General features: G+C 61.1%; 19 protein-coding genes. 10 read left to right on the top strand and 9 right to left on the bottom strand.

Translation table 11 applies throughout. The features are described from left to right. Positions 1–2: 2 nt before the first annotated feature. The gene (locus tag BLQ09_RS28735; RefSeq protein WP_092359449.1) at positions 3–3,401 is read right to left on the bottom strand and encodes a hypothetical protein; all 3,399 of its coding nucleotides are present in this window, start codon (positions 3,399–3,401) and stop codon (positions 3–5) included. Positions 3,402–3,760: 359 nt separating this feature from the next. Next, on the bottom strand, positions 3,761–5,104 hold the full coding sequence (gene pssA, locus BLQ09_RS28730) for a CDP-diacylglycerol--serine O-phosphatidyltransferase (protein WP_092359446.1): 1,344 nt from the start codon (positions 5,102–5,104) through the stop codon (positions 3,761–3,763). Positions 5,105–5,229: 125 nt separating this feature from the next. On the opposite strand from pssA, the gene BLQ09_RS28725 reads away from it, so the two are divergent. Further along, positions 5,230–5,793 carry a TetR/AcrR family transcriptional regulator gene (locus tag BLQ09_RS28725; protein WP_027607890.1) on the top strand — a complete coding sequence of 188 codons (564 nt, stop codon included), beginning with the start codon at positions 5,230–5,232 and terminating at the stop codon, positions 5,791–5,793. Positions 5,794–5,847: 54 nt separating this feature from the next. Then, positions 5,848–6,327 (top strand): nuclear transport factor 2 family protein, encoded by a 480-nt coding sequence (locus BLQ09_RS28720; RefSeq protein WP_092359444.1) that lies wholly within the window; start codon positions 5,848–5,850, stop codon positions 6,325–6,327. Positions 6,328–6,369: 42 nt separating this feature from the next. Here the strand turns inward: BLQ09_RS28720 and BLQ09_RS28715 are convergent, their stop codons facing one another. Together BLQ09_RS28715 and BLQ09_RS28710 are read right to left on the bottom strand one after the other, a co-directional pair. Then, positions 6,370–7,527 (bottom strand): PQQ-dependent sugar dehydrogenase, encoded by a 1,158-nt coding sequence (locus tag BLQ09_RS28715; RefSeq protein ID WP_092359442.1) that lies wholly within the window; start codon positions 7,525–7,527, stop codon positions 6,370–6,372. Between the two features lie 12 nt (positions 7,528–7,539). Next, the gene (locus tag BLQ09_RS28710) at positions 7,540–7,854 is read right to left on the bottom strand and encodes a hypothetical protein (protein WP_092359439.1); all 315 of its coding nucleotides are present in this window, start codon (positions 7,852–7,854) and stop codon (positions 7,540–7,542) included. A 184-nt stretch (positions 7,855–8,038) separates the two neighbouring features. On the opposite strand from BLQ09_RS28710, the gene BLQ09_RS28705 reads away from it, so the two are divergent. Continuing rightward, positions 8,039–8,878 carry a non-homologous end joining protein Ku gene (locus BLQ09_RS28705; protein WP_027607894.1) on the top strand — a complete coding sequence of 280 codons (840 nt, stop codon included), beginning with the start codon at positions 8,039–8,041 and terminating at the stop codon, positions 8,876–8,878. A 24-nt stretch (positions 8,879–8,902) separates the two neighbouring features. Continuing rightward, positions 8,903–11,377 (top strand): DNA ligase D, encoded by a 2,475-nt coding sequence (gene ligD / locus BLQ09_RS28700; RefSeq protein ID WP_092359468.1) that lies wholly within the window; start codon positions 8,903–8,905, stop codon positions 11,375–11,377. A gap of 18 nt (positions 11,378–11,395) precedes the next feature. Here the strand turns inward: ligD and lpxO are convergent, their stop codons facing one another. Beyond that, positions 11,396–12,295 carry a lipid A hydroxylase LpxO gene (gene lpxO, locus BLQ09_RS28695; RefSeq protein WP_065948679.1) on the bottom strand — a complete coding sequence of 300 codons (900 nt, stop codon included), beginning with the start codon at positions 12,293–12,295 and terminating at the stop codon, positions 11,396–11,398. A gap of 263 nt (positions 12,296–12,558) precedes the next feature. After that, complete coding sequence (locus BLQ09_RS28690; RefSeq protein WP_092359437.1) at positions 12,559–13,878, bottom strand: Wzz/FepE/Etk N-terminal domain-containing protein; 1,320 nt, start codon at positions 13,876–13,878, stop codon at positions 12,559–12,561. Between the two features lie 362 nt (positions 13,879–14,240). Between BLQ09_RS28690 and BLQ09_RS28685 the strand changes: the two genes are divergently transcribed. Beyond that, entirely contained in the window at positions 14,241–14,627 is a 387-nt protein-coding gene (locus tag BLQ09_RS28685) for a TIGR03067 domain-containing protein (protein WP_092359435.1), read from the top strand. Between the two features lie 137 nt (positions 14,628–14,764). On the opposite strand, the gene BLQ09_RS28680 is transcribed toward BLQ09_RS28685, so the two are convergent. Further along, positions 14,765–15,577, bottom strand: a complete 813-nt coding sequence (locus BLQ09_RS28680) for a class I SAM-dependent methyltransferase (RefSeq protein ID WP_092359433.1) — start codon at positions 15,575–15,577, stop codon at positions 14,765–14,767. A 154-nt stretch (positions 15,578–15,731) separates the two neighbouring features. Here BLQ09_RS28680 and BLQ09_RS28675 point away from each other — a divergent pair, with 154 nt between their 5' ends. The 5 genes from BLQ09_RS28675 to BLQ09_RS28655 all read left to right on the top strand — a co-directional run bounded on the left by BLQ09_RS28675 (position 15,732) and on the right by BLQ09_RS28655 (position 21,329). After that, entirely contained in the window at positions 15,732–16,970 is a 1,239-nt protein-coding gene (locus tag BLQ09_RS28675) for an MFS transporter (RefSeq protein ID WP_027607900.1), read from the top strand. Between the two features lie 49 nt (positions 16,971–17,019). Further along, the gene (locus tag BLQ09_RS28670) at positions 17,020–17,595 is read left to right on the top strand and encodes a hypothetical protein (RefSeq protein WP_027607901.1); all 576 of its coding nucleotides are present in this window, start codon (positions 17,020–17,022) and stop codon (positions 17,593–17,595) included. Between the two features lie 71 nt (positions 17,596–17,666). Next, the gene (locus BLQ09_RS28665; RefSeq protein ID WP_027607902.1) at positions 17,667–17,993 is read left to right on the top strand and encodes a DUF2388 domain-containing protein; all 327 of its coding nucleotides are present in this window, start codon (positions 17,667–17,669) and stop codon (positions 17,991–17,993) included. A 221-nt stretch (positions 17,994–18,214) separates the two neighbouring features. After that, positions 18,215–19,801 carry an ABC-F family ATPase gene (locus BLQ09_RS28660; protein WP_027607903.1) on the top strand — a complete coding sequence of 529 codons (1,587 nt, stop codon included), beginning with the start codon at positions 18,215–18,217 and terminating at the stop codon, positions 19,799–19,801. 352 nt (positions 19,802–20,153) lie between these two features. Further along, a complete protein-coding gene (locus BLQ09_RS28655; protein WP_027607904.1) occupies positions 20,154–21,329 on the top strand; it encodes an MFS transporter in 1,176 nt (391 codons plus the stop codon). Here BLQ09_RS28655 and BLQ09_RS28650 read toward each other — a convergent pair. Together BLQ09_RS28650 and BLQ09_RS28645 are read right to left on the bottom strand one after the other, a co-directional pair. Beyond that, complete coding sequence (locus tag BLQ09_RS28650; RefSeq protein ID WP_027607905.1) at positions 21,323–22,360, bottom strand: alpha/beta hydrolase family protein; 1,038 nt, start codon at positions 22,358–22,360, stop codon at positions 21,323–21,325. The genes BLQ09_RS28655 and BLQ09_RS28650 overlap by 7 nt on opposite strands. A gap of 240 nt (positions 22,361–22,600) precedes the next feature. Continuing rightward, positions 22,601–23,212, bottom strand: coding sequence for an FMN-dependent NADH-azoreductase (locus BLQ09_RS28645; RefSeq protein ID WP_027607906.1), 612 nt, complete (start codon positions 23,210–23,212; stop codon positions 22,601–22,603). Positions 23,213–23,236 lie beyond the last annotated feature (24 nt).

The raw sequence follows: 23,236 nt of genomic DNA, 5'->3' as shown, positions 1-23,236 counted from the left end.
GCTCAACGGGTTGGCTGGAAGCCGTTCAGTGGCGTGCCGAAAGGCGCGCCGCTGCGCGGGTCAATCGCATACCAGCGGCCGTTGTATGGCGTGGCGTGCACGTCGACCTCCCGATAACGCCCCGCCTTGCCCGCTGTCGGTGTCACCACGGGCGCCTCCGTGCCGCTCGCCTGCCCGGCTGCAATCAGCAGATACGCACGCAACTTCTCCTCGGCGGTCACCAGATGCGGGACCGTCTTGCCCCACTTCATTGCCCCACCCGCCAGCAACGCCGGCAGTTTTACCAGTCCCTTGGTCGCGGCATTGATCATCTGCGGGTAACCATCCAGCGGGTTCAGCGCCGCACTGGTAAACAAACCGGACTGCTTGATGAAGTCAAATGCTCGATCGCTGAAACTCGCTCCAGCTTTCACCTGGGGCACCGCAATCGCCGATGGCTTGAGTCGTGTAACAAGCTGGGTCAGGCGGCTGGGCACCAGGGCCCTGGCCGAGCGGATCAGCGCCCGGGCCTGGCTACCCGCACCAATGGCCACGCCGACTACATCCAGTGCCAGGTTGGCCAGACCTGCGCTGATATTGCCTTGTTTGAACTCCTGATACGCCCCCACGAACGGCACGAACCCCAGTAGAAAGGCATGATCGCGTGCCCGCGCTTCACGGTGCTTCTCCAGCGGCAGTGACTCGCTTGCGCGTTGCAACATGCTTTCGGCGGGCTCGTAAAAGTTGTCCTGGGCGATCCTGTTGACGATGCTCGCTGTTTTTCGCGAACTGTAGGTGTCCGGGACGAACGATTCCGGCGTATGGCTGGGCGGTAATTCTCGCGCAGCAAATGCGCCGCCCAACGCCGACACGATCACCGCCTGGAACGCTGGGTTGGGATCAGGATGGGAACCGTTGGCATAGGCGTCCAAATCAAGGTTCATCTGCGCGCCGCGTACCACCGGTAAATACACCGGGCCATGGGGTGATGGAAAACCCTCGCGGTGAATGACGCCGTCGAGCTCCATCGCGTCGGGTAGATCCGTGCGCTTGATGATCTTGCCGTTGGCGAACACCTCGAAATGCACGACCGTGGGTCCATGCTCAACGCGCATCAGGGTGCCGTGGCGCGCCCTGCTGGCGTCTTTGAGTGCGTCGGTCTCCTCGGCCTGGATCTTCCCGGTTTCCCGGCGCAAGGTGAACAGTTCGACCTTGCCCAGTTCCAGCAACTTGCGATCCTCCAGAGGCAACTCGGCAAACATCAGCTTAAGCTTGGTGGCGTATGCGTCCTGGAGCTTTTTCCGGTGCTGGAGCACCGAGTTTTCCAGCAACTTATCCAGCTCGGGCAGACGGCGAATACGTGTATCGAGCCTGGCCCGCGCCGCCTCGGTTACCTGGGGTGCCCGCGCGTGGTGGTAAGGCGTTTTCGCCGTCGCGGGGAAAGCAGGCATGTCGTCACTGAGCACCCATTTGCCCGGTGCCAGGTCGCCGGTCATATAGGTCTCCACCAACGAGCGGGTGCGCGGTTCCGAGACCGGCAGGTTGCGACGATCCTCTGCACTGGCCACATGCACGGTCATGCCTTCCAGTTCGGCCTGGGTGATACCAGGAAACACGCGCAGCAATTCCTTGATCGCCAGCGCCTTGCGCGTCGGCAGTTCACTGCTCGCAGTCGTGAAGGCGGTGGCGACGTCTTCACGCTGGCGGAAAAATACCCGCGCAGCCTCCTGGATATCCCCCGACGAGTATCCACTGTCACTGCGCTGCCTGATACAGCCGTTCAACACCCCCCAATCAGCGATGACTTTCAAGGCATTGAGTTGCATCAGCGTCGCCTGCGCGTCACTGACGGGTTCCAGGGTGGTCAAGTCGGTGACCTGCTGTTCATTCATCATCCTCGACGTCCCTGGCGCATTGTGATCGGCCAATGCGCAGCCCAGGCGCAGCTCCATCCAGGCCGGCGTGCCGATACTCACGGACTCGGGCACATCGCGCACGAGCATTTCCGGCGCCGCCTGCGCCAGGCACACGTGGGCAGCCAACACCGCCAGCTTGGGGTCCAGGCCTTTGTTGTGCTGAAGGTGGCGCTCGATGTCACGGCGTACCTGACTGAACGAGCGCCCCATGTTCGTCGGCTGGTAGATCGGATAGCCCGCCACTTCCCCGGGCTTGTCGGACATCGAGGGATCGACGTGCAGCTTGATCGCGGCGGTTACCAGTTGCTGGAGCAGCGTCCTGGGCAGCGTCGAGTTAGCGCCCTGGCCCACCTGCCAGCGCAGCGCGCCAGCCATTTGCTCGCCGAACGCCAAGGCATCCGGGCTGTCCAGCAGCCTGTCCAGGTGAGCCTGCGGGTCGGCCTGCAACGCCTGCAATGTGACCCTGGACAATGCGCTGAACCCACGAGCCAGGGGACCGCGCAGGCGGATGTCGGCCATGGTGCCCATGTGCTTTTGATCGTCTGCGGTCAAGGTGCCCGGCTTCCACTCCTGGGGCAACAACGCGCCGTAGTCCCCCAATGGCGGCGGCGTTGGCAAGGCAGTGCGCAACCAGGCAACCAGGTTGCGCGTTTCACTCACGGTACGCGCCGAGCCCAAGCCCTTGAAATCCAGGAGCTGGCGCATGTCGTAGCGTGGCGTCGAGTACAGGGCGTTGCCCAAGGGCACGCTGAGCGCCGCCAGTGCCTCGAACTCATCGTTCAGTTCCGGTACGGCTTCCACGTAGCGGGTCAGATTCACCCAACCGCCTACCGGACTCAGGCGCTCAAGCCTGCCTTCAGACACCCTGAATGGCGCACCGGCCCAGGCGAAGCCCTCCTGCTCCAGCAGGCGAACCATTTGCGGGCACGTGACAAACCGCTGCAAACGCTCCACCGCAGCCTGGCTATGCCGGGGCAATGACGATGCCGGTGAAAGCTCGGTCTCATGATCCGACCAGTCCGTACGCGCAGTGTCCGGCAGTTCTTCAAGTTCTGCTTCAAGGCGATCGGCCAGGGCAAGGCGCTCCTCCAGTTCGCTGATCACTTGCCAGGTCTGCTCAAGGTTGCCGGCAGTGATCTGGCCGACCCCTTGGCGCGGCAGCCACAATGCGTCGTCTGGCCCGATAAAAGGCAGCCCCTGGTCCGAGGGGTCCAGCAGTTCTCGAATCGGCCTCAGGGTGCGGGAAACTTCGTTCCAGCCGGAGTTATCGGTCAGGCTGAATCTGACGGCGCTGCGTACACCATTATGGTTGGCGTAGCCCTCGATATGATCGCGGTGAAAGGTCAGGGTCGCAGGCTCAAGGCGCTGCTCGGCAATCCACTGTTGCAACGCTGGCCGGTTCAGCAGGTGTTGGTACAAGCGCGTTGCCAGGCCCGGACTGCTGTCCGGCGGCACCTCGACCATCGTGTAGCCGCTGCTTTCAGCGGCGGCAACGCGCTCAGCCAACTGAGTGTCGGCGGCGGCAGTGCGCGCCTGATCCCGGGGAGGCAGTCGCGTCCACGGGCCAGCCGCGGCCGGCGTTGCATCGGCAGTGGATCGCCGCCTGCGCAGGGTGGGTGGTTGAGTCGGTATGGGATCAGGCGCAGCAGGCACTGCGCTGGGTGGGGTGGGAAACTCCGGAACGGATGGGCGGCTGTGAGGCAGTAGCATCAACATAGTCATCGCTCTCTCGGATGAGTCCATTAAGAATGGATCCGTCCATCCGTGAACGGTGAGAGGCAATCTAAAGACGCTTATCCCAGGCTGGATATAGGAACTGTCCGATACCCTCTACGATTGCATTGCTGATGATTTCACAAGGCGGCTTAAAGGATTCGGTACAGCAATCGCTCAATCCTCACCCGGCTGACGCGACGCAGGAACTTGCCCACCGCCTGCGGATAATCCACCAGGGTTTGCAAGTCCTGGTAACGCTCGATCCGCGTGGTGTGCTGGAAGATCTGCGCCAGCTCCGTGCGTCGCGGCTCCAGCCACTGGCCTTGGGGGTCATCGACGAGCAAGGCGTTTTCCAGGTCGAGACGAAACGCCCGTGGGTTGAGGTTGTTGCCGGTGAGCAAGGTGTAGCGCTGATCGACCCACATGCCCTTGAGGTGGTAGGTGTTGTCGCCGTCGCGCCACAGGTGCAGGTTCAACTGGCCGCTGTCGATCACCGGTTGATGGCGTTTTGCGAAACGGCGCAGGCTGATTTCGTACAGGTACGGCAGTGCCGAGATCACCTTGAAGGGTTCGCTGGGCGGGATGTAGAAATCGTTGGCGGTCTTGTCGCCGACGATGATGTCGACCTTCACCCCACGCGCCAGGGCGCGGTTGATCTCCCGGGTCACCGGCAGCGGCAGGTTGAAGTACGGCGTACAGATGGTCAGTTGGTGCTGGGCGCTGGCGATCAGTTCGAGGATCACGCGGTTCAACGGGTTGTTCTTGCCCACGCCGAGCAACGGGCTGACAGACAGGTGGCCGTTGGGCAACTGCCCTGCGGTGGTGTCGTAGGCCGCGTGCTTGAGACGGCTGCGCAGGTCGCCGATGTCGTTGCGCAGGCTGCGGGTGGTCGGCGGGTTGGGCAGGTCGAGGCGGTGCACGGCCTTGGAGGCCACCAGGCCGTGTTCCACCAAGTGCTGCATGGAATCCGCCAGGGGCTGGCTGTGGATCAGGTGGTAACGGTCAAAGCGGTATTTATCGAACTTGTGCAGGTACACGTTGTTCAGGCTGGCACCGCTGTACAACACGCTGTCATCGATCACGAAGCCCTTGAGGTGCAGCACGCCGAACAGCTCGCGGGTTTGCACCGGTACGCCGTACACCGGCACTTCACTGGCATGGCGCTGCGTCATGGCCTGGTACCAGGCGCTGTTGCCCGGTTGCTTGCCGGCACCGATCAGCCCGCGCTGGGCGCGCAGCCAGTCGACCACCACCACGATGTCCAGCTCCGGCCGTGCGGCCTTGGCGGCGTGCAGGGCGTCGTAGATCTCCTGCCCTGCCTCGTCCTGCTGCAGGTACAACGCGACGATGTAGATGCGGCGGGTGGCCGTGGCGATGTTCTCCAGCAGGCAGCGACGGAACGCGTCAGCGCCGGACAGCACGTCAATGGCGTCGGGGGTCAGGGGAAAACCGCGCAGTTTGGGCAACAGGGAGCGTTTGAAGAACGACGGCATAAGGCTCGCAATGGGTCGAATCCGAAGAGGCCCCGAGCTTACACCATGGGGGTGCTCAGGTCTCGCAGTGGCAGAGAGTAAAATTCCTGTTGACCAAGAAGAACGATCGTTCTACTTTAGCAGCCATGAACGATATGACCCCCAATGAAACCCGCGACATTATCCTCGACGTCACCGAGAAGTTGATCTATCGCCACGGCATCGCCGCCACCGGCATGGACTTCCTGGTGAAAACCGCCGGCGTCTCGCGAAAAAGCATTTACCGTTACTTCGCCAATAAAGATGAGCTGGTGATCGCGGCCCTGCAGCGCCGTGACGAGCGTTGGATGCACTGGCTGCGCGCCGAAGTGGAGCGCGTCGATGGCAGCGGCGCACGCTTGCTCGCGCTGTTCGACGCGCTCAAGGCCTGGTTCGGCTCGGCGGATTTTCGCGGCTGCGCCTTTATCAACACCAGTGGCGAAACCGGCGACCCGCACGACCCGGTCCGCCTGCTGGCCAAGGCCCATAAACAGAAACTGTTCGAGTACGCACTCGAACTGTGCCAAGCACATGGTACCCCCGACCCCGAACGGCAGGCCGCGCAACTGCTGATCCTGATCGATGGCGCCATTACCGTTGCCCTGGTCATGGGTGATTCAACAGCTGCCGATAATGCGCAATGCATGGCGCGAACGTTATTGGGACTGTGAACGCACCCGCCTGGCAACTTTCGATAACGCTGTATGGTTTTGAGGAGCCGCCTGATGTCATCTACCGCAGAAACACGTCCGCCCTTGCCGCCGTTTACCCGTGAATCGGCGATTGAAAAAGTGCGCCTGGCCGAAGACGGCTGGAATTCCCGCGACCCGCATCGGGTGTCGCTGGCTTACACCCTGGACACGCAGTGGCGTAACCGCGCCGAATTCGCCCATAACCGCGAAGAGGCCAAGGGCTTTCTCACCCGGAAATGGGCCAGGGAGCTGGAGTATCGGCTGATCAAGGAGCTATGGGCCTTTACCGACAACCGCATCGCCGTGCGCTATGCCTACGAATGGCACGACGACTCGGGTAACTGGTTCCGCTCCTATGGCAATGAGAACTGGGAGTTCGACGAGAATGGCCTGATGGCCAATCGTTTTGCCTGCATCAACGACCTGCCGATCAAGGAGAGCGAACGCAAGTTCCACTGGCCGCTGGGACGGCGCCCGGATGAGCATCCGGGGTTGTCCGAACTCGGGCTTTGACTGAAGCCGCAAGCTTGAAACTTCAAGCTTGCGGCTCCTTGCTCAATCCTGATTGAGGCCCACTCGATACAGCACGCCATCGTCCTCATCCGTCAGCACATACAGAAAGCCATCCGGCCCCTGCCGCACATCGCGAATGCGTGCCTTCAAACCGCCCAGCAAGCGCTCTTCATGGATAACCTTGTCGCCATCGAACTGCAGACGAATCAGTTCCTGGCTGGCCAGCGCACCGATGAACACGTTGTGCTGCCACGCCTTGAACCGGTCGGCGTCGTAGAACGCCATGCCACTGATGGCCGGTGATTTCTCCCACACATGATGGGGCGCCACGGTGCCTTCTGCGGTCTTGCCCCTGGCCTCGGGAATCGGTGTGAGCGAATAGTTGATGCCGTGAGTCGCCAGCGGCCAGCCGTAGTTCTTGCCCCGCTCGATAATGTTGATTTCATCACCGCCGCGCGGCCCGTGTTCGTTTTCCCAGAGCGTGCCACTCCATGGGTTCAGCGCCAGCCCCTGCGGATTGCGCTGGCCGTAGGACCAGATCTCGGGACGTACCCCGGCTTGACCGACAAACGGGTTGTCATCGGGTACGCGGCCATCCGGGTAGATCCGTACGACTTTGCCCTGCAGCTTGTCCAGGTCCTGGGCGGTCGGGCGGTCGTTGTTTTCCCCCAGGGTTACGAACAGGTAGCCATCGCGGTCGAAGGCCAGGCGCGAACCGAAGTGGTTGCCGGTGGAGAGTTTCGGCTCCTGGCGCAGGATCACGTTGAAATCGGTCAAGCCACTCAGGTCCGGCGCCAGGCGCCCGCGCCCCACCGCAGTGCCGGCCGTGCCGCCCTTGCCACCGCCTTCGGCGTACGTCAGGTAGACCATGCGGTCCTGCTTGAAGTCCGGCGACAGCACCACATCGAGCAAACCGCCCTGCCCCTTGGCCCACACCTCAGGCACGCCGGTCAACGGCGCAGACAGCTTGCCGTCCGGACTGACAAAGCGCAGGCGCCCCGGACGCTCGGTCACCAGGAAACCTTGCTGGTCGGGTAGAAACGCCACGGCCCACGGGTGATCGAGGCCTTTGGCAATCGGAGTCGCGGTGATGCTGCCTTGTTCACTGGGGAACTGCTGCCCATCGGCGGCATAAACGGCCGTCTGCGCAAGCAGCGCGGTGGCGCACAGGGTGGCGAGCAGGGTTTTGCGTATAAACATAAGACAGCGTCCTTACCGGCGATTGCCGTTGGCATCATAGGTGGGGGCTTTGGTTTCGGTGGCGGGACGGCTGGGGGCCGCATCGCGTTGCGGGTAGCGATTGCCGATACCACCGTTTTCCAGGGTCGGTGTGCGCGGCGTTGGCACGGTCTGAATACCACGCACCACCGGCGTATTGGGCTGGGTGCCCTGCATGCTGTTGGGGTTGGCCCGGTGGATCGGGCCGGTATTGGAATCGCTTCTGCCGGGCAGGTTTTGCGCGAGGGCAACTGGCCCAAGTGCCAGGCCCAACACCAGCACCGCGAGATGACGCACACAGCTGTTCATGACAAAGCCTCTCTGGGGCGAGGAGTACGTGCTTTCGATACCACGCTACGCCCTGGGTTCGGCTTTCGTAACTAAATAGTTTCTGATCAGGTGTAACGAGATCTGTCCATGCATCTGCCCGGCGAAACTTTTCACGCAGCCTTCGAGTCACCAGAACACAGCTTCTTGTTAAGGAATCGCACGTATGCCACGGGCAATCTGGAAAGGCGCCATCAGTTTCGGCCTGGTTCATATTCCGGTATCGCTGGTCTCGGCCACGTCCGCCCAGGGCGTGGATTTCGACTGGCTGGACAAGCGCAGCATGGACCCGGTGGGCTACAAGCGCATCAACAAGGCCACCGGCAAGGAGGTCACCAAGGAGAATATCGTCAAGGGCGTGGCGTTTGAGAAAGGCCGCTATGTGGTACTCAGCGAAGACGAGATCCGCTCGGCCCACCCCAAGTCGACCCAGACCATCGAGATCATCGCGTTCGTCGCCAGCGACCAGATCCCTCTGCAAAACATCGACACGCCCTACTTCCTGGCCCCGGATAAACGCGGTGGCAAGGTCTACGCACTGCTGCGCGAAACCTTGAAGAAAACCCGCAAGGTCGCCCTGGCCAATGTGGTGTTGCACACCAAGCAACACCTGGCGGCACTGATGCCCCTGGAGTCGGCGCTGGTGCTGGTGATGCTGCGCTGGCCGGCTGAAGTGCGCAGCCTGGATGAATTGGAACTGCCCAGCGATGTGACCAAACCCAGCCTGGCCAAGGGCGAGCTGGACATGGCCAGGCGCCTGGTGGAAGACATGAGCGCCGACTGGCAGCCCGAGGCATATCGCGACAGCTTTCAGGAAAAGATCATGGCGCTGGTGGCCAGGAAGGCCAAGGCCGGCAAGATCGAAGACGTCGAATCCCAGGAAGGCAGCGAGGAACGCAAGTCCGCCGATGTGATCGACCTGACCGAGCTGCTCAAGCGCAGCCTGGCCGGCAAGCCGACGACGAAAAAACCGGCCGCGAAAAAAACCGGCAAAAAGGCCTCTTGAGCCTGACGTATGCGGGAGAACCACATGGCCAAGCCCCTGAGCGAATACAACCGTAAACGCGATTTCGAGGTCACCGCCGAGCCATCAGGCCGCGCACCGGGCCGTAAGCCCAAGGCGTCGGCCCTGAGCTTCGTGATCCAGAAGCACGACGCGCGCAACCTGCACTATGACTTCCGTCTTGAGCTTGACGGGGTGCTGCTCAGTTGGGCAGTGCCCAAGGGGCCGAGCCTGGACCCGAGCCAGAAACGCCTGGCCGTGCACGTTGAAGATCATCCCCTGAGCTATGGCGGTTTCGAGGGCAGCATCCCGGCCGGCCAGTACGGCGCCGGCGATGTGATCGTGTGGGACCGCGGCATCTGGCAACCCCACGACGACCCGCGCAAGGCCTATGCCGCCGGCAAACTCAAATTTACCCTGGTCGGTGAAAAGCTCTCCGGTGACTGGGCGCTGGTACGTACGCGCCTCAAGGGCAGCGGCGACAAGGAGCAGTGGCTGCTGATCAAGGAAAAAGACCAGCAGGCCCGCCCCGCCACCGAATACGATATCGTCCAGGCCCAGCCAAAGAGCGTGCTCAGTGACGCCTCGGTCGGTGAACCCAAGACCAGGCCTCGCGCCAAACCACAGAAGCGGGCAACGGCCCTCCCCGAGCAGTTCGCCCCGCAACTGGCGACCCTGGTGGACCGTGCGCCCGAAGGCGACTGGCACTACGAGATCAAGTTCGATGGTTACCGCATGCTCGCCCGCATCCGCGACGGCGAGGTACGCCTGTTTACCCGCAATGGCCACGACTGGACCGAGCGCCTGCCACGCCAGGTCAAGGCCCTGCAGGCCCTGAAGCTCAAGGACAGCTGGCTCGATGGCGAGGTGGTCAGCCTCAATGACGACGGCCTGCCGGACTTCCAGGCGCTGCAAAATGCCTTTGAGCTCGGCCGCAGCCTGGACATCGTCTACTACCTGTTCGACGCGCCGTTTTTAAACGGCAGCGATCAGCGCCAGGCGCCACTGGAGGAGCGTCGCGCCGCGCTCAAAGACGCCTTGTCCGGCAGCCGCAGCAAATTGCTGCGTTTCTCCGAGGCGTTTGCCGCCAACCAGCGCGATATTGTCGAAAGCGCATGCGAGCTGGCCTTGGAAGGCGTGATCGGCAAACGTAAGGGCAGTCCCTACGCCTCCAGTCGAAGTACCGATTGGATCAAGCTCAAATGCCGCCTGCGCCAGGAGTTCGTGATCGTCGGCTACACCCTCCCCCAGGGCTCACGCAGCGGTTTTGGTGCGCTGCTGCTGGCCGTCCATGCCGATGGCGCGCTGGTCTATGCCGGGCGCGTGGGCACCGGGTTCGACCAGGCCTCACTGAAAAATATCCATGCCCGGCTCAAGCCTTTGGAACGCACCGCGTCGCCCCTGGCAAAACCGCTTACCGGCGCCCAGGCGCGCGGCGTACATTGGGTGGAGCCGACACTGGTGGGCGAGGTGCAGTTTGCCCAATGGACCCGAGAGGGCGTGGTACGCCAGGCAGCGTTTGTGGGGTTGCGCACGGACAAACCCGCCGCGCAGGTCATCCGGGAGCAGCCCCGCGCGGCCAAAACCCTGAAAGCACCGGCGGCCCGCAAAGCCAGCGGGGTGACGATCACTCACCCCGACCGCGTCATCGACCCGCAAAGCGGCACGCAGAAACAGCAATTGGCGCAGTTCTACGAAGGCATCAGCGAATGGATCCTGCCCTTCCTGCGCCATCGCCCCGTGTCCCTGCTCAGGGCTCCGGAAGGCATCGAGGGCGAGCAGTTCTTCCAGAAGCACGCGGAGCGCCTGGCGATTCCGAACATCAAGCAACTGGACCCGGCACTGGACCCAGGCCATGCGCGCCTGATGGAGATCGACACGACAAAAGCGCTGATTGGGGCCGTGCAAATGGGCACCCTCGAACTGCATACCTGGGGCGCCACCTCGGACAAGATCGAAACCCCGGACCTGTTTGTGCTGGACCTTGACCCGGACCCGGCGCTGCCCTGGAAAACCATGCTGGAAGCCGCTCAGCTCACCTTGTCGGTACTCGACGAGCTGGGGCTGGAAGCCTTCGTCAAGACCAGCGGCGGCAAAGGCTTGCACCTGGTCATACCGTTGGCGCGGCGGGATGGCTGGGACAGCGTAAAGGCCTTTGCCAAGGCCATTGCCCATTTCATGACCGAGCAACTGCCCGAGCGCTTCACCGCCACCTCCGGGCCGAAAAACCGTGTAGGCAAGATCTTTATCGATTACCTGCGCAATGCACGAGGCGCGAGCACCGTGGCGGCTTATTCGGTGCGCGCGCGCGCTGGGCTGCCGGTGTCGGTGCCGGTCAGTCGCGAGGAATTGAAGGGATTGCGCGGCGCTCAGCAATGGACGGTGGCCAACCTGCACCAACGCTTGCAGGAGCTGAAGGTTGATCCTTGGGCCGGCTACGCCAATCGGCAGAAGATCAGTAAAAAAATGTGGGAAAAGTTGGGCGCAAAGCCACCGGAGTGACTAACGCCCGAATCGACTTCAAATCAGTATGAAGATGAGTGCCAGGGCCGCGAAGATCGCCCATTTTTCCAGGTAGTAACGTGTGCGGTTGCGTTTTTTCAGCTCTTTGCCACGCAAGCGAATCTTGTACAGCCGGTTAAATGCGCGATTGAGCCCGCCGGTCTTGTCGCCTGCATCGTTGGGCGAGCCTGCAGCGGCCATGACGTTACGACTGAACCAACGGTTGAACGTGGCAGCCCAGCGATATTTCATCGGCCGCTCGATATCGCAAAACAGGATGATGCGGTTCTGCTGCGTGGTGTTTTCGGCGTAGTGGATGTAGGTCTCGTCAAACATCACTGCCTCACCGTCACGCCAGTAATAGTTCTCGCCGTCCACATTGATATAGCAGCCCGGATCATTCGGGGTCACCAGACCCAAGTGATAACGGTACGAACCGGCGTAGGGGTCACGGTGGCGCACCAGCTTGGAGCCCGGTGGCAACTCGGCGAACATTGCCGCCTTGATCGAGCCGATGCCCTGCAACAGCTCGGTAGTACGCGGGCACAGTTTCATCGCCGAAGGATGGCTTTCGCCGTACCATTTCAGGTAAAAGCGCTTCCAGCCAGACTTGAAGAACGAGTTGAAACCTACATCGTTGTACTGGTCCGAGCGCTTGATTTCACCCATGTGCATGAGGTTCAGGCCCTCCTCGCGAATCTCCTTCCAATGCGCCTCAAGGGGGCTCAAGTCAGGAAAGTCACTGGGTGACAGGTAGGGACGGCCGGGTAACCTGGAGCACAGGTACAGCAAGCAGTTGATCGGGGCCAAGAAGGTCGAATGATCACTGAGTTGGCGGCCCAGCTTATGCCGCACCCGACCACGCAGGTGTACATACGCAATGGAGGCAACGTAGAGAACAACAATGATGAGTTTCAAGGGATTTCGTCACATGTCAGAAGAAAACAGGCTGCTCCTGCGCGCCCACAACGGCTGAGGATGGATAGCAGCATCTGAAATCACAATTCACACAATTGGCACGAACGGCTGAGTAATGTCCCGATACGTGGTCCGTGGCAGTTATTTAGCCACAGTTTGTAACCAAAAGTTAATCAAGAATTGTGAAAACCTGTCTACCGAATGTGCCTGGCAGACGCCTCGACGGGCTGGCCGCGCAACAGCCCGAGAGGCGTTCGGCCGACCTATTGACGAGGCAACTGGCGATCCTCGAATACCGAAAACGGCCCGATTGCGCGCCGTACCTGCACGAAATGCCGTATCAGGACCACGAGCATCCCCAGCATCAGGCCAGCCACTACGCTCAGCGCGATGATAATGCCCACCCTTGGCTTTATCGGATTCGGCGACGCCTGTGCCTGACGATCCACAGTGACCAGTTTCAGCGCGCTCATGTCGATATTCAGGCTGCGCAACCGCGCTTCTTCCGCCCACAGCGGTTCAACGTCCGGCAGGAACATATCTTCATTTTTACGGCTGTTGAGAACCTCGACTTCACGGTTAGTGTCGAGCATGCGCAGTTCCTTGGCGATCTCGGCTACCCTGCTGTTGGTGAAATCATCGTTGGTGCGCTGTTGCAGCGCGGCCCGCTCCGCCTCCAGCACTTCGGTACCCATGAAGTACAAAGGAGCCTTCTGATTAGTCACCACGGTGCGCATCACCTGGTTCGATCCATTCAGCGCATCCCCTCCCATGGATAAGGGGGTCGTGGGGTTCTTGATGCCAACGGACCTGGCAATCGAGATCGCCTCGGCCAGTTCTGCCAGGCGGTTGGTGCGTTCCATCTTCATCTGCAAGCGCAAAGCCGTGAGTTCATCCTGCAAGCGCGCGCGTTGGACTTTATCGGCCTCCAGCAACCTGGCGACCTTCGACGCTTTGCCCTTTTCGTAGTTGTCACGCGCAGCGTCGATCTTACCCTTGAGTTCGTTGAGGCGGTTATTGACGATCACCTTGAGGTCGGCCCCAATCTGGGTGCGTTCCTGGGCAATGGCGTAGTCGACGAATCCATTGAGAATGGCCGCGCCATCGATCCCCGTGGGGTACTGCATTTCCAGGCGAAGGTAAGCGTTGTTGACTGCGTCGGACTTCTTCGAATCAGGCATCACCAGGTTGATGGCGTTGTTGTTGAACGCTTCAAAGCTCTGCTCCAGGTTTTGCCCCGGCCGCTTGAGGTCTTCGAACAGTGCGGGGTTGGCCCTGAAAAAGCCCAGCCGCACCTGATAGGACTCCAACTGTGCCCCGACCTTGGCCAACGCGTCGCCCGGCGGCAACTTGTAGACTTCTGAACGGTTTAGGGCATCCAGCTCATTGATCGCCGCTGGCCGCAGTACACTGCTGACCTGGTAAACCCTGGGAGCAAGAAGCGCGTAACCTACTCCCAGGAGGCCTGCCAGGATCGTACAACCGATGACCCATTTTTTTTGCTTCCATATCGCGTGAAACAGTTCAAAGAGATCAATTTCGTCCGATGTCAACCGTTGGTGGAGCTGGGGAATGTTGTTCAAATTACGTAAACCCTGATGAATTGAAATCCAGCGCCCAAAAACTCAGACCTGAATAACAACTGAATAAACAGGGGGCAACGTCAACCACCCAATTGAATGAATCTTCACACCTAAGCAGCCAGAGGTTTCATTTCAGTTACACGGGTGTCTTCTCTGACAAACACCACGAGCATAGACGGTCTGTTATGAGACGTTGCCCGACGGGCAGACAAAGTAACGCTGATCACCTGTTATTAAAGGAAAAATTACAAAAAAAACTAAAAAACACGATAATTCCTACATATATTCCCAAATCAGATGATAAAAAACGCCGCACCGTCTGGAACGGCCGGCAATTAACCCTACAACAAAAAGGACTTTGTATGTCATCCATTTCAGACCCGGATATTCAAGCCCTTCAAGGCGCCTGGGAGCAAATCTCACTCGAAGACAGTGGCGTACTCAATCCCATCGATGCCCACAGCGCTCCGGGTGCTTTAACCACTATCAGCGGCGACCGCTTCGAAGTGAAGACCGTCAGTGGCGAGGTGTTGTTGGCGGGTCGGTTTTTCCTCGACAGCAGCACGGTTCCCAAAAGCATTACCTGGGTGGACGCCCTGGGCGATGACGCCGGTAAGCACCTGCCCGCCAGTTATCGCCTCGAGGGGGATTCATTTGTGTTCATTGCGGCGGATGAAGGTATGCCCAGGCCCATCGTGTTCAGTACCGGCCCAGGCCAAACCATGCGCACTTTCGTGCGCCGCGCTTGATGCTGTACGCCATCCGAACGCGCGACAGCATTTTCACAAAGCCTTCACTTTCAGCCCTATAGGGTAAAGCCTACCTACTCCAGTAAATCCCTTGGCCCGCCAGTTCGCGGGCTTTTTTTTGCCTGGTGCGAATCGGCTCAGGCGGGACGCTTGGTGGCGGCCAGCGTGAAGCACAGGGGCAACTGGGCAGGCTGGTGCTCGTACTGGTCGTAAAGTTCTTCGCGATTGGAGTGGGCATATTCCTGCAGATGGTCGATCTGCAATTGCGCAGCAATCGCCGCGCTCACCACATCCCCCAGGGTGTGCACATACCAATAGGAGGTCGGCCCCGCCACTTCGCCCTGCCCCTCATAGACAATCGACTCCTGCAGCACAAAAGGCTCACGCTGGAAGTACGAACTGGCCGGCAACAGTGGGTCTGGCGCGCGCGGGTCGAACATTTCCAGAAACGGGTGGGTTTCATACATCACCAGCGTGCCACCGGGTTTCAAGGTCCTCGCAACATGGCGCATGAACAGCGCCACATCCGGCATCCAGCCCAGCACGCCGATGGTCACCAAGGCAATGTCGAAGCGCTCGTGCAAGCGGGATGGCAACTGGTGGATATCGCTTTCGATGAATTCCGGGTTGTGGGGCGAAACGTCGGCAAGCTCACGGGCCTGCTGCAGGAACGCCCGGGATTGATCCACACCGACCACCAAACGCGCGCCCAGGCCAAACAGCGACAGGCTTTCGCGGCCGTTATTGCAGCACACCTGCACCACCTCTTTGCCGGCAACGCCGATGTCTTGCAACAGCCCGGTAAGGGTGGGGTCCAGGCACGAAAACCCAGGGTCGCGGACCCCGTTAAGCAGGGCGCTCCAGGTCTCGGTGGTTTTGTGCAGGTCGGCGGATTGATCCCAGGCGTCCTTGTTGCAGGCAATCGCCTGTTGAGCTGAGGGCATGTCCATTGCGTCTCCAGATAAGTCATACGGCGAGGCAAAGAAAATAAGCCACAAGCCCGCAGATTAAAACCCCAGCAGCAGGCGAAACTAAATGAACTGCGCGCAGGTCACTAGCGCAATGAGTGTTCAGCCTTTGAACGCCCCCTGCGAAGTCCTGATCATGGCCACACACGCCGACCTGCGTAATACCCTGTCCCTGGACAGCCTGAATTTTTTCCTGGCGGATGTGCGCGACGGCCTCGGTCCATACCTGGCCATCTACTTGCTGGCGGTGCACAAATGGGATCCGGCCAGTATCGGCGTAGTCATGACCCTGGCAGGTATCGCCGCGCTGATCACCCAGGGCCCGGCGGGTGCCCTGATCGACCGCACGCGCAGCAAACGCGCGGTGATTGCCGTTGCCGCCCTGCTGGTGACCGGCAGTTGCCTGTTGCTGCCCTTCGTCAGTTCATTCAGCCTGGTTGCCTTGACCCAGGCGGCCAGTGCCATCGCCGCCTCGGTGTTCGCGCCGGCGATTTCCGCGATTTCCCTGGGCATTACCGGGCCACGTGCGTTCACCCGGCGCACCGGGCGCAACGAAACCTTCAACCACGCCGGCAACGCTGTGGCGGCGCTGTTGGCCGGTGGCCTGGCGTACCTGTTCGGCCCCGTGGTGGTGTTCTACCTGATGGCCTTTATGGCGGTGGCCAGCGTCGTCGCGGTCAGTTGCGTCTCGGCCAAGGCGATCGACCATGAGGTGGCCCGGGGCTTCGACCCTGCCCACCACAGCGACCATGAGCAGCCGTCCGGCATTGCGGTCTTGCTGGCCAACCGGCCGTTATTGCTGTTTGCCGTCTGCTGCGCCCTCTTCCACCTGGCCAATGCGGCGATGCTGCCACTGGTCAGCCAGAAGCTCTCGCAGATCAACCTGCAGATGGCCACGCCGCTGACCTCGGCCTGTATTGTCGCCGCACAATTGGTGATGGTGCCGATGGCCTGGCTGGTGGGCAGCAAGGCCGACGTGTGGGGGCGCAAGCCGCTGTTGCTGTTCGGCTTCATGATCCTGCCGCTGCGTGGCGTGCTCTATACCCTGTCCAGCGATCCCTACTGGCTGGTGGCCGTGCAGATGCTCGACGGTATCGGCGCAGGGATCTTCGGTGCGCTGTTCCCGGTGATCGTCAAGGACCTGACCCAGGGCACCGGGCGTTTCAACGTCAGCCTGGGGGCGCTGTCCACCGTATTTGGGCTGGGCGCGGCCTTGAGCAGCAGCCTGGCCGGTTTTGTGGTGCAGCAGGCGGGCTACAATGCGGCCTTCCTCACCCTGGCCGGGGTGGCGGGCGTCGCGTTGGCGCTGTTATGGCTGGCGATGCCGGAGACGCTGGCGAAGCCCATCTTGGCCCCCCACGCATCTGCCGCATGATATAAGCGACACTGTGCGCCGAACCCAAACAGCAAATGGAGTTGCCCCTATGAAGAAATACATCCTGTATCCGCTACTGCTTCTGCTCGCAGGATGCAGCACGGGGCCCTATCTGCATCCGGAGTCGACGGTGGGCAGCAACGCCCTGCTTTCGCGCACCTGCCCCGGCCCGAAAGCGGCGATGAGCTATGCCCCACTGGCAGAAGAACTCAACTGGGTTCATGTGCTGGTCTATGTGGCGCCACCCGGCACATCCAGCTGGCCGGGTAACCAGCGCTCAACCGCGGCTGAACTGCGCCTGTTCGGACGGCTCTACCCATCCAATAGCACAGCAGCCGTCAAACAGGCCGACCCGGCGCTTTGGGTCAGTGCAGCGTCGCCCGTTGTCACGGTCACCCTGGCGAATGGGCAAAGCTATCCTGTCACCATTGAACAACTCAAAACCGGTTTCGACCCCAGGAAAACATTCCACAGCGAGTTCAAAGGGACAGCATTGGGCCAAGGCGACATGGATGATTTCACGCTCACCTTTCCGGACATATTCGTCAACGGTGAAAAAGTCCCTATGGCCCCGATTCATTTCAAGAAACGCGAAGAGCGTTATGCGCCTGTGTTTAATTGCTGACGGGCCGGGTTTCTGGCGCTCAGCCGACTCTGTTACCGTGCGTCCTTCGACCGCAATGGAAGCATCGAAGAATGAATTCCTGGAAGACGCTGGCAATCGCCCTCATGGCATCGATCAGCACCAACGCTATGGCATGGTATGTGGAGAACCCGGTCGAGAGAGCGCTGAGCGCCACCACCCTGTTCCCGACCATTGTCCTCGGCGGGACCACGGCATTCACGGTCTACTCGCCCTCAGTAATGAAAAAAGCGAAGGATGATGCCCTTGCATTCATTGGCTCCGAGGGCGAAATTCGCGGCGCTCAGTTTGAGCAGGCATCTCTACACTACCGCTCGGCCCCTCACACGCGCCCCATGACCGATATGCAGCTCGCACAGGCAATCGCAACAACTTACTGAGCGCGGCCTCGTCGAGAACGGCTTGCCACATTCAAAACGCTGAACATCCGTCGTCGGCCGCCATACAACTGTCGCCTGACATATGCGACAATGCGCGCCAAATTCCAACACACATCCCCCATTTTTTGCTCAGCGACCGGGTTTCGCGCCTTGATGTCGCTGTTGATGCATGCCTGAAGGCTCCTGCCGCCACGCTCGCAACCCATTGATAGGTAAAGTAATTGATCTCCACAGCTAACATCACCATGCAGTTCGGCGCCAAGCCGCTCTTTGAGAACGTCTCGGTCAAGTTCGGCGCCGGCAACCGGTATGGTCTGATCGGTGCCAACGGTTGCGGCAAGTCGACCTTCATGAAAATCCTCGGCGGCGACCTCGATCCGTCCGGCGGCCAGGTCATGCTGGAGCCGAATGTGCGCCTGGGCAAGCTGCGCCAGGACCAGTTCGCCTACGAAGAATTCACCGTGCTCGACACCGTGATCATGGGCCACGAGGAGCTGTGGAAGGTCAAGGCCGAGCGCGACCGTATCTACTCGCTTCCGGAAATGAGCGAAGACGACGGCATGGCCGTGGCCGAGCTGGAAACCGAATTCGCCGAGATGGACGGCTACACCGCCGAATCCCGTGCCGGTGAACTGCTGCTGGGCCTGGGTATTCCCCTGGAACAGCATTTCGGCCCGATGAGCGAAGTCTCCCCCGGCTGGAAACTGCGTGTGTTGCTGGCCCAGGCGCTGTTCTCGGACCCGGAAGTGCTGTTGCTCGACGAACCGACCAACCACCTGGACATCAACACCATCCGCTGGCTGGAAAACATCCTGACCCAGCGCTCCAGCCTGATGATCATCATCTCTCACGACCGTCACTTCCTGAACAGCGTGTGCACCCACATGGCTGACCTGGACTACGGCGAGCTGCGCCTGTTCCCGGGCAACTACGACGAGTACATGACCGTGGCGACCCAGTCCCGCGAGCAACTGCTGTCGGACAACGCCAAGAAGAAAGCGCAGATCTCCGAGCTGCAGTCCTTCGTCAGCCGCTTCTCGGCCAACGCCTCGAAAGCCAAGCAGGCCACTTCCCGCGCCAAGGCGATCGACAAGATCCAACTGGCCGAGGTCAAGCCTTCGAGCCGTGTGAGCCCGTTCATCCGTTTCGAACAGAACAAGAAGCTGCATCGCCAGGCGGTCATCGTCGAGCGCATGGCCAAAGGTTTCGACGGCAAGCCGCTGTTCAAGGACTTCAGCTTCCAGATCGAAGCCGGCGAGCGCGTGGCGATCATCGGCCCGAACGGTATCGGCAAGACCACCCTGCTGCGCACCCTGGTCAACGAACTGACCCCGGATGCCGGCAGCATCAAGTGGACCGACGCCGCGGAACTGGGCTACTACGCCCAGGACCACGCCCACGACTTCGAAGACGACGTCACACTGTTCGACTGGATGGGCCAGTGGACCCAAGGCGAGCAAATGATCCGTGGCACCCTGGGTCGTATGCTGTTCTCCAACGATGAAATCCAGAAGTCCGTCAAGGTGATCTCCGGTGGTGAGCAAGGCCGCATGCTGTTCGGCAAGCTGATCCTGCAAAAGCCGAACGTGCTGATCATGGACGAACCGACCAACCACTTGGACATGGAATCCATCGAGGCGCTGAACCTGGCGCTGGAGAACTACCCGGGCACGCTGATTTTCGTCAGCCATGACCGTGAGTTCGTATCGTCCCTGGCCACCCGCATCATCGAGTTGAGCGCCAACGGCGTGATCGACTTCAGCGGCACCTACGACGATTACCTGCGCAGCCAGGGCGTGGTGTTCTAACAGTAGCGACGTGAAACCCTGGGGAACAGGCTCGTTGTGGTGAACGGGCTTTTGTGGTGAGCAGGCTTTTGTGGTGAGCGGGCTTGCCCCGCGCTGGGCCGCGCAGCAGCCCCAATAAAAAACACCGCATTCTGCCAGGCAAAACGCGGTGTTCGTTTTCAGGGCTGCTGCGCAGCCCAGCGCGGGGCAAGCCCGCTCACCACAACAAGCCCGTTCACCACAACAAGCCTGCTCACCACAAAAGCCCGCTCGCCACAGTAGGACGGTTTCTCAGCCAAAGTAGTTAGCCTGCTTCCTTTTCCCCCAAGCCCTTGCCATGATGCATTCACCGCCCGCCCGCGAACGAGTGCCCATGTCCAACGCCGCCCCCTCCTCCCTGTCGATCACCCTGCAGATCGTCTCCATCGTGTTCTACACCTTCATCGCCTTTATCTGCATCGGCCTGCCGATTGCGGTAATCCCGGGCTATGTCCATGAGCAACTGGGCTTCAGCGCGGTGGTGGCCGGGATTACCATCGGCTCGCAGTACCTGGCAACCCTGCTCAGCCGCCCCATGGCCGGGCGCATGTCCGACAACGTCGGCACCAAGCGCGCGATTGTGCTGGGGCTGGCGGGCATCCTGGTCAGCGGTGTATTGACGTTCTTCGCCACCCTGGTGGACAGCCTGCCCAGCCTGAGCCTGGGGATTCTGATCGTCGGCCGGCTGTTACTGGGCGTGGCCCAGGGTCTGATCGGCGTGGGCACCATCAGTTGGTGCATGGGCCAGGTCGGGGCGGAGCACACGGCGCGGTCGATTTCGTGGAATGGCATTGCCTCCTACGGTGCCATCGCCATCGGCGCGCCGCTCGGGGTGGTGATGGTCGCCGAATATGGCTACACCAGCCTGGGTATCGCGCTGTCGGTGTTGGCGGCGCTGGGCCTGATGCTGATCCGCAACAAACCCTCGGTGCCGGTGGTGCGTGGCGAGCGCCTGCCGTTCTGGGCGGTGTTCGGGCGCATCGCACCCTTTGGTGCCAGCCTGTGCCTGGCATCCATCGGCTACGGCACCCTGACCACCTTTATCACCCTGTATTACCTCAATCGCGGCTGGGCCGGCGCGGCGTACTGCCTCACGGTGTTTGGCGTATGTTTTATCCTCTCGCGGCTGCTGTTCATCTCCGCGATCAGCCGGTTTGGCGGCTTCAGGGCGGCGATTGCCTGCATGATCATCGAGACCCTGGGCCTGACACTGCTATGGCTGGCACCGTCCACCGGCGTAGCCTTGATCGGTGCAGGGCTGACCGGCTTTGGCTTGTCGCTGGTGTACCCGGCGCTGGGCGTTGAGGCCATCAAGCAGGTGCCCAACAGCAGCCGCGGTGCCGGCCTGAGTGCCTATGCGGTGTTTTTCGACCTGGCCCTGGCGATTGCCGGGCCGTTGATGGGCGCCGTGGCGCTGAACCTGGGTTACAGCTGGATTTTCTTCTGCGCAGCGCTGTTATCGGTCACGGCGCTGGGCGTGACCTTGCTGCTCAAGCGCCGCGCTTACTGATCGGCGGTCTGCAAGCCGGCGCGGGTAGCCTGGCCGAGGGTATGGGTGAAAAAACGCCCGGCCTCGGAGATCAGGTCGCGGTGGATGCCTTCACGGTCGACGCCGTCCGCATCGGTGCAGATGGCCGGCATCGCGGCCAGTTGGTCGCTGTCGCACGGCGCCATGAACACGAAGTGCCCTGCCCCCGCCAGCAGCTTGAAGTCCGGTGGCTCCGGCAGTTTGCGTGCCAGGGCGGCGGCATTCTTGTCGACCGCCACCAGCTTGTCGCCATCGCCGCTGTAGAGCAGCACCGGCACATGCACGTCGGCCAGGGTGTGGCGGCCGAACATCAGGCTCAACGGCGCCATCAACATCAAGGCATGAATGCGCGGGTCGGATTGCGGTTGCAGGTCGTCACGGTCCACCACCAGTTCGCCCTTGGTGGTGCAGGCATCACGATCTTCGGGGCGTTCCTGGCAATAGCGGCGCAGGCGGTCGAAGTCCGGCTTGGCTCCCGCCAGGATCAACGCGGTTTCGCCACCGGCCGAATAGCCGATAACGCCCACCTGATCGACGTTGACGAACGGCGACAGCATCGGGTCGGCCAGGGTCGCGGTGATCGCTTCGGAAATCTGGATCGGCCGGCCGTACAGGTTACTCACCGTGCCCAGGCGGCTGTGGTCCTTATAGTTATCGCCGGGATGCAACACCGCGACCACCACAAAGCCTTTGCGCGCCAGGGAGGTGGCCAGGTCATGCAGGGCCAGCGGCGTACCGGTGTTGCCATGGGACAGCATCAACATCGGAAAGCGGCCAATGGCGATCTTGGAATCTTCGCTGGCGGCGACGTGGTAGGGACCCAGTTGCGTGCTGTGTTCATCGTCGGTGGACGGGTAGAAGGCCACGGCTTTCATCGGCTGCAGGTCCAGCGGGTCGAGAAAGCTCATGCGGTGGAAGCCCACACTCCAATGGGGGTGCGGCGCGGGCGCGGCGTGCACTGAAATCAGGCCGCCGAGCAGGGAAAGAACCATAACAGCACAAAGACGCATCATGAGGATGTCCACCTTTGCTGCGTGACCACGTTCAACACCCGCGGCATGTCTATATGAAAAGTCCATGGTTCAAGGCACTCGCATCGGGTGATAAACCCATGCGTGCATAACCTGGGCCAAAGTAATGACAGCGGGTAAACGAAAAAACTCCGTACTCCGGTCGTTTCAGGCGACAAGAATACAGAGTTTAGGCGCCCGGCTTCGGATTGAAACCGAGCAGAGGCGAAATTTACACAAGCCTTACGCAGCAGCGAACAATTGTTCGTTGATGAGCACGTTGGCGTCGCTCAGGGATTTGCTGCGCACTTCATCACCGTAGGCCAGGCCATGGGCGCGGACGAATTCGATGTCGGTAATACCGAGGAAGCCCAGCATCACCTTGAGGTATTCCTCGTGGGCCACACCGGTTGCCTGGCCGACATGCATGCCGCCGGAGGTGGACACAATGATGACTTTCTTGTTACCGCACAGGCCTTCAGGGCCCGCTTCGGTGTAACGGAAGGTCTGGCCGGCAACGGCGATGCGGTCGATCCAGGCTTTCAACTGGGTTGGAATGGTGAAGTTGTACATCGGCGCACCGATCACCACGGCGTCGGCGGCGAGGAATTCGGCCAGGCTGTTGGCGCTCAGGTCGGCCTCGTGCTGTTGTGCGGCGTCACGCAGTTCGGCGGCGGTGCCCAGGGCGCCCAGGGTCGCGCCGGAGAAGTGGTTGATGCCTTCGCTGGCGAGGTCACGGTAGGTCACTTCCACACCTGGCTCGGCCGCTTGCCAGGCCTTGACCACGCCAGCGCTGAGCTGCCGGGAAGCCGAGTTGTCGCCGAGGATACTGGAATCGATGTGCAACAGTTTCATGGTGGATCTCCGAGGGTGGGATCG

This window comes from Pseudomonas sp. NFACC25 (genome assembly GCF_900100935.1).
GTDB classification, from domain to species: Bacteria; Pseudomonadota; Gammaproteobacteria; order Pseudomonadales; family Pseudomonadaceae; genus Aquipseudomonas; species Aquipseudomonas marginalis.
This window is presented reverse-complemented; position numbering and strand designations above follow the sequence as displayed.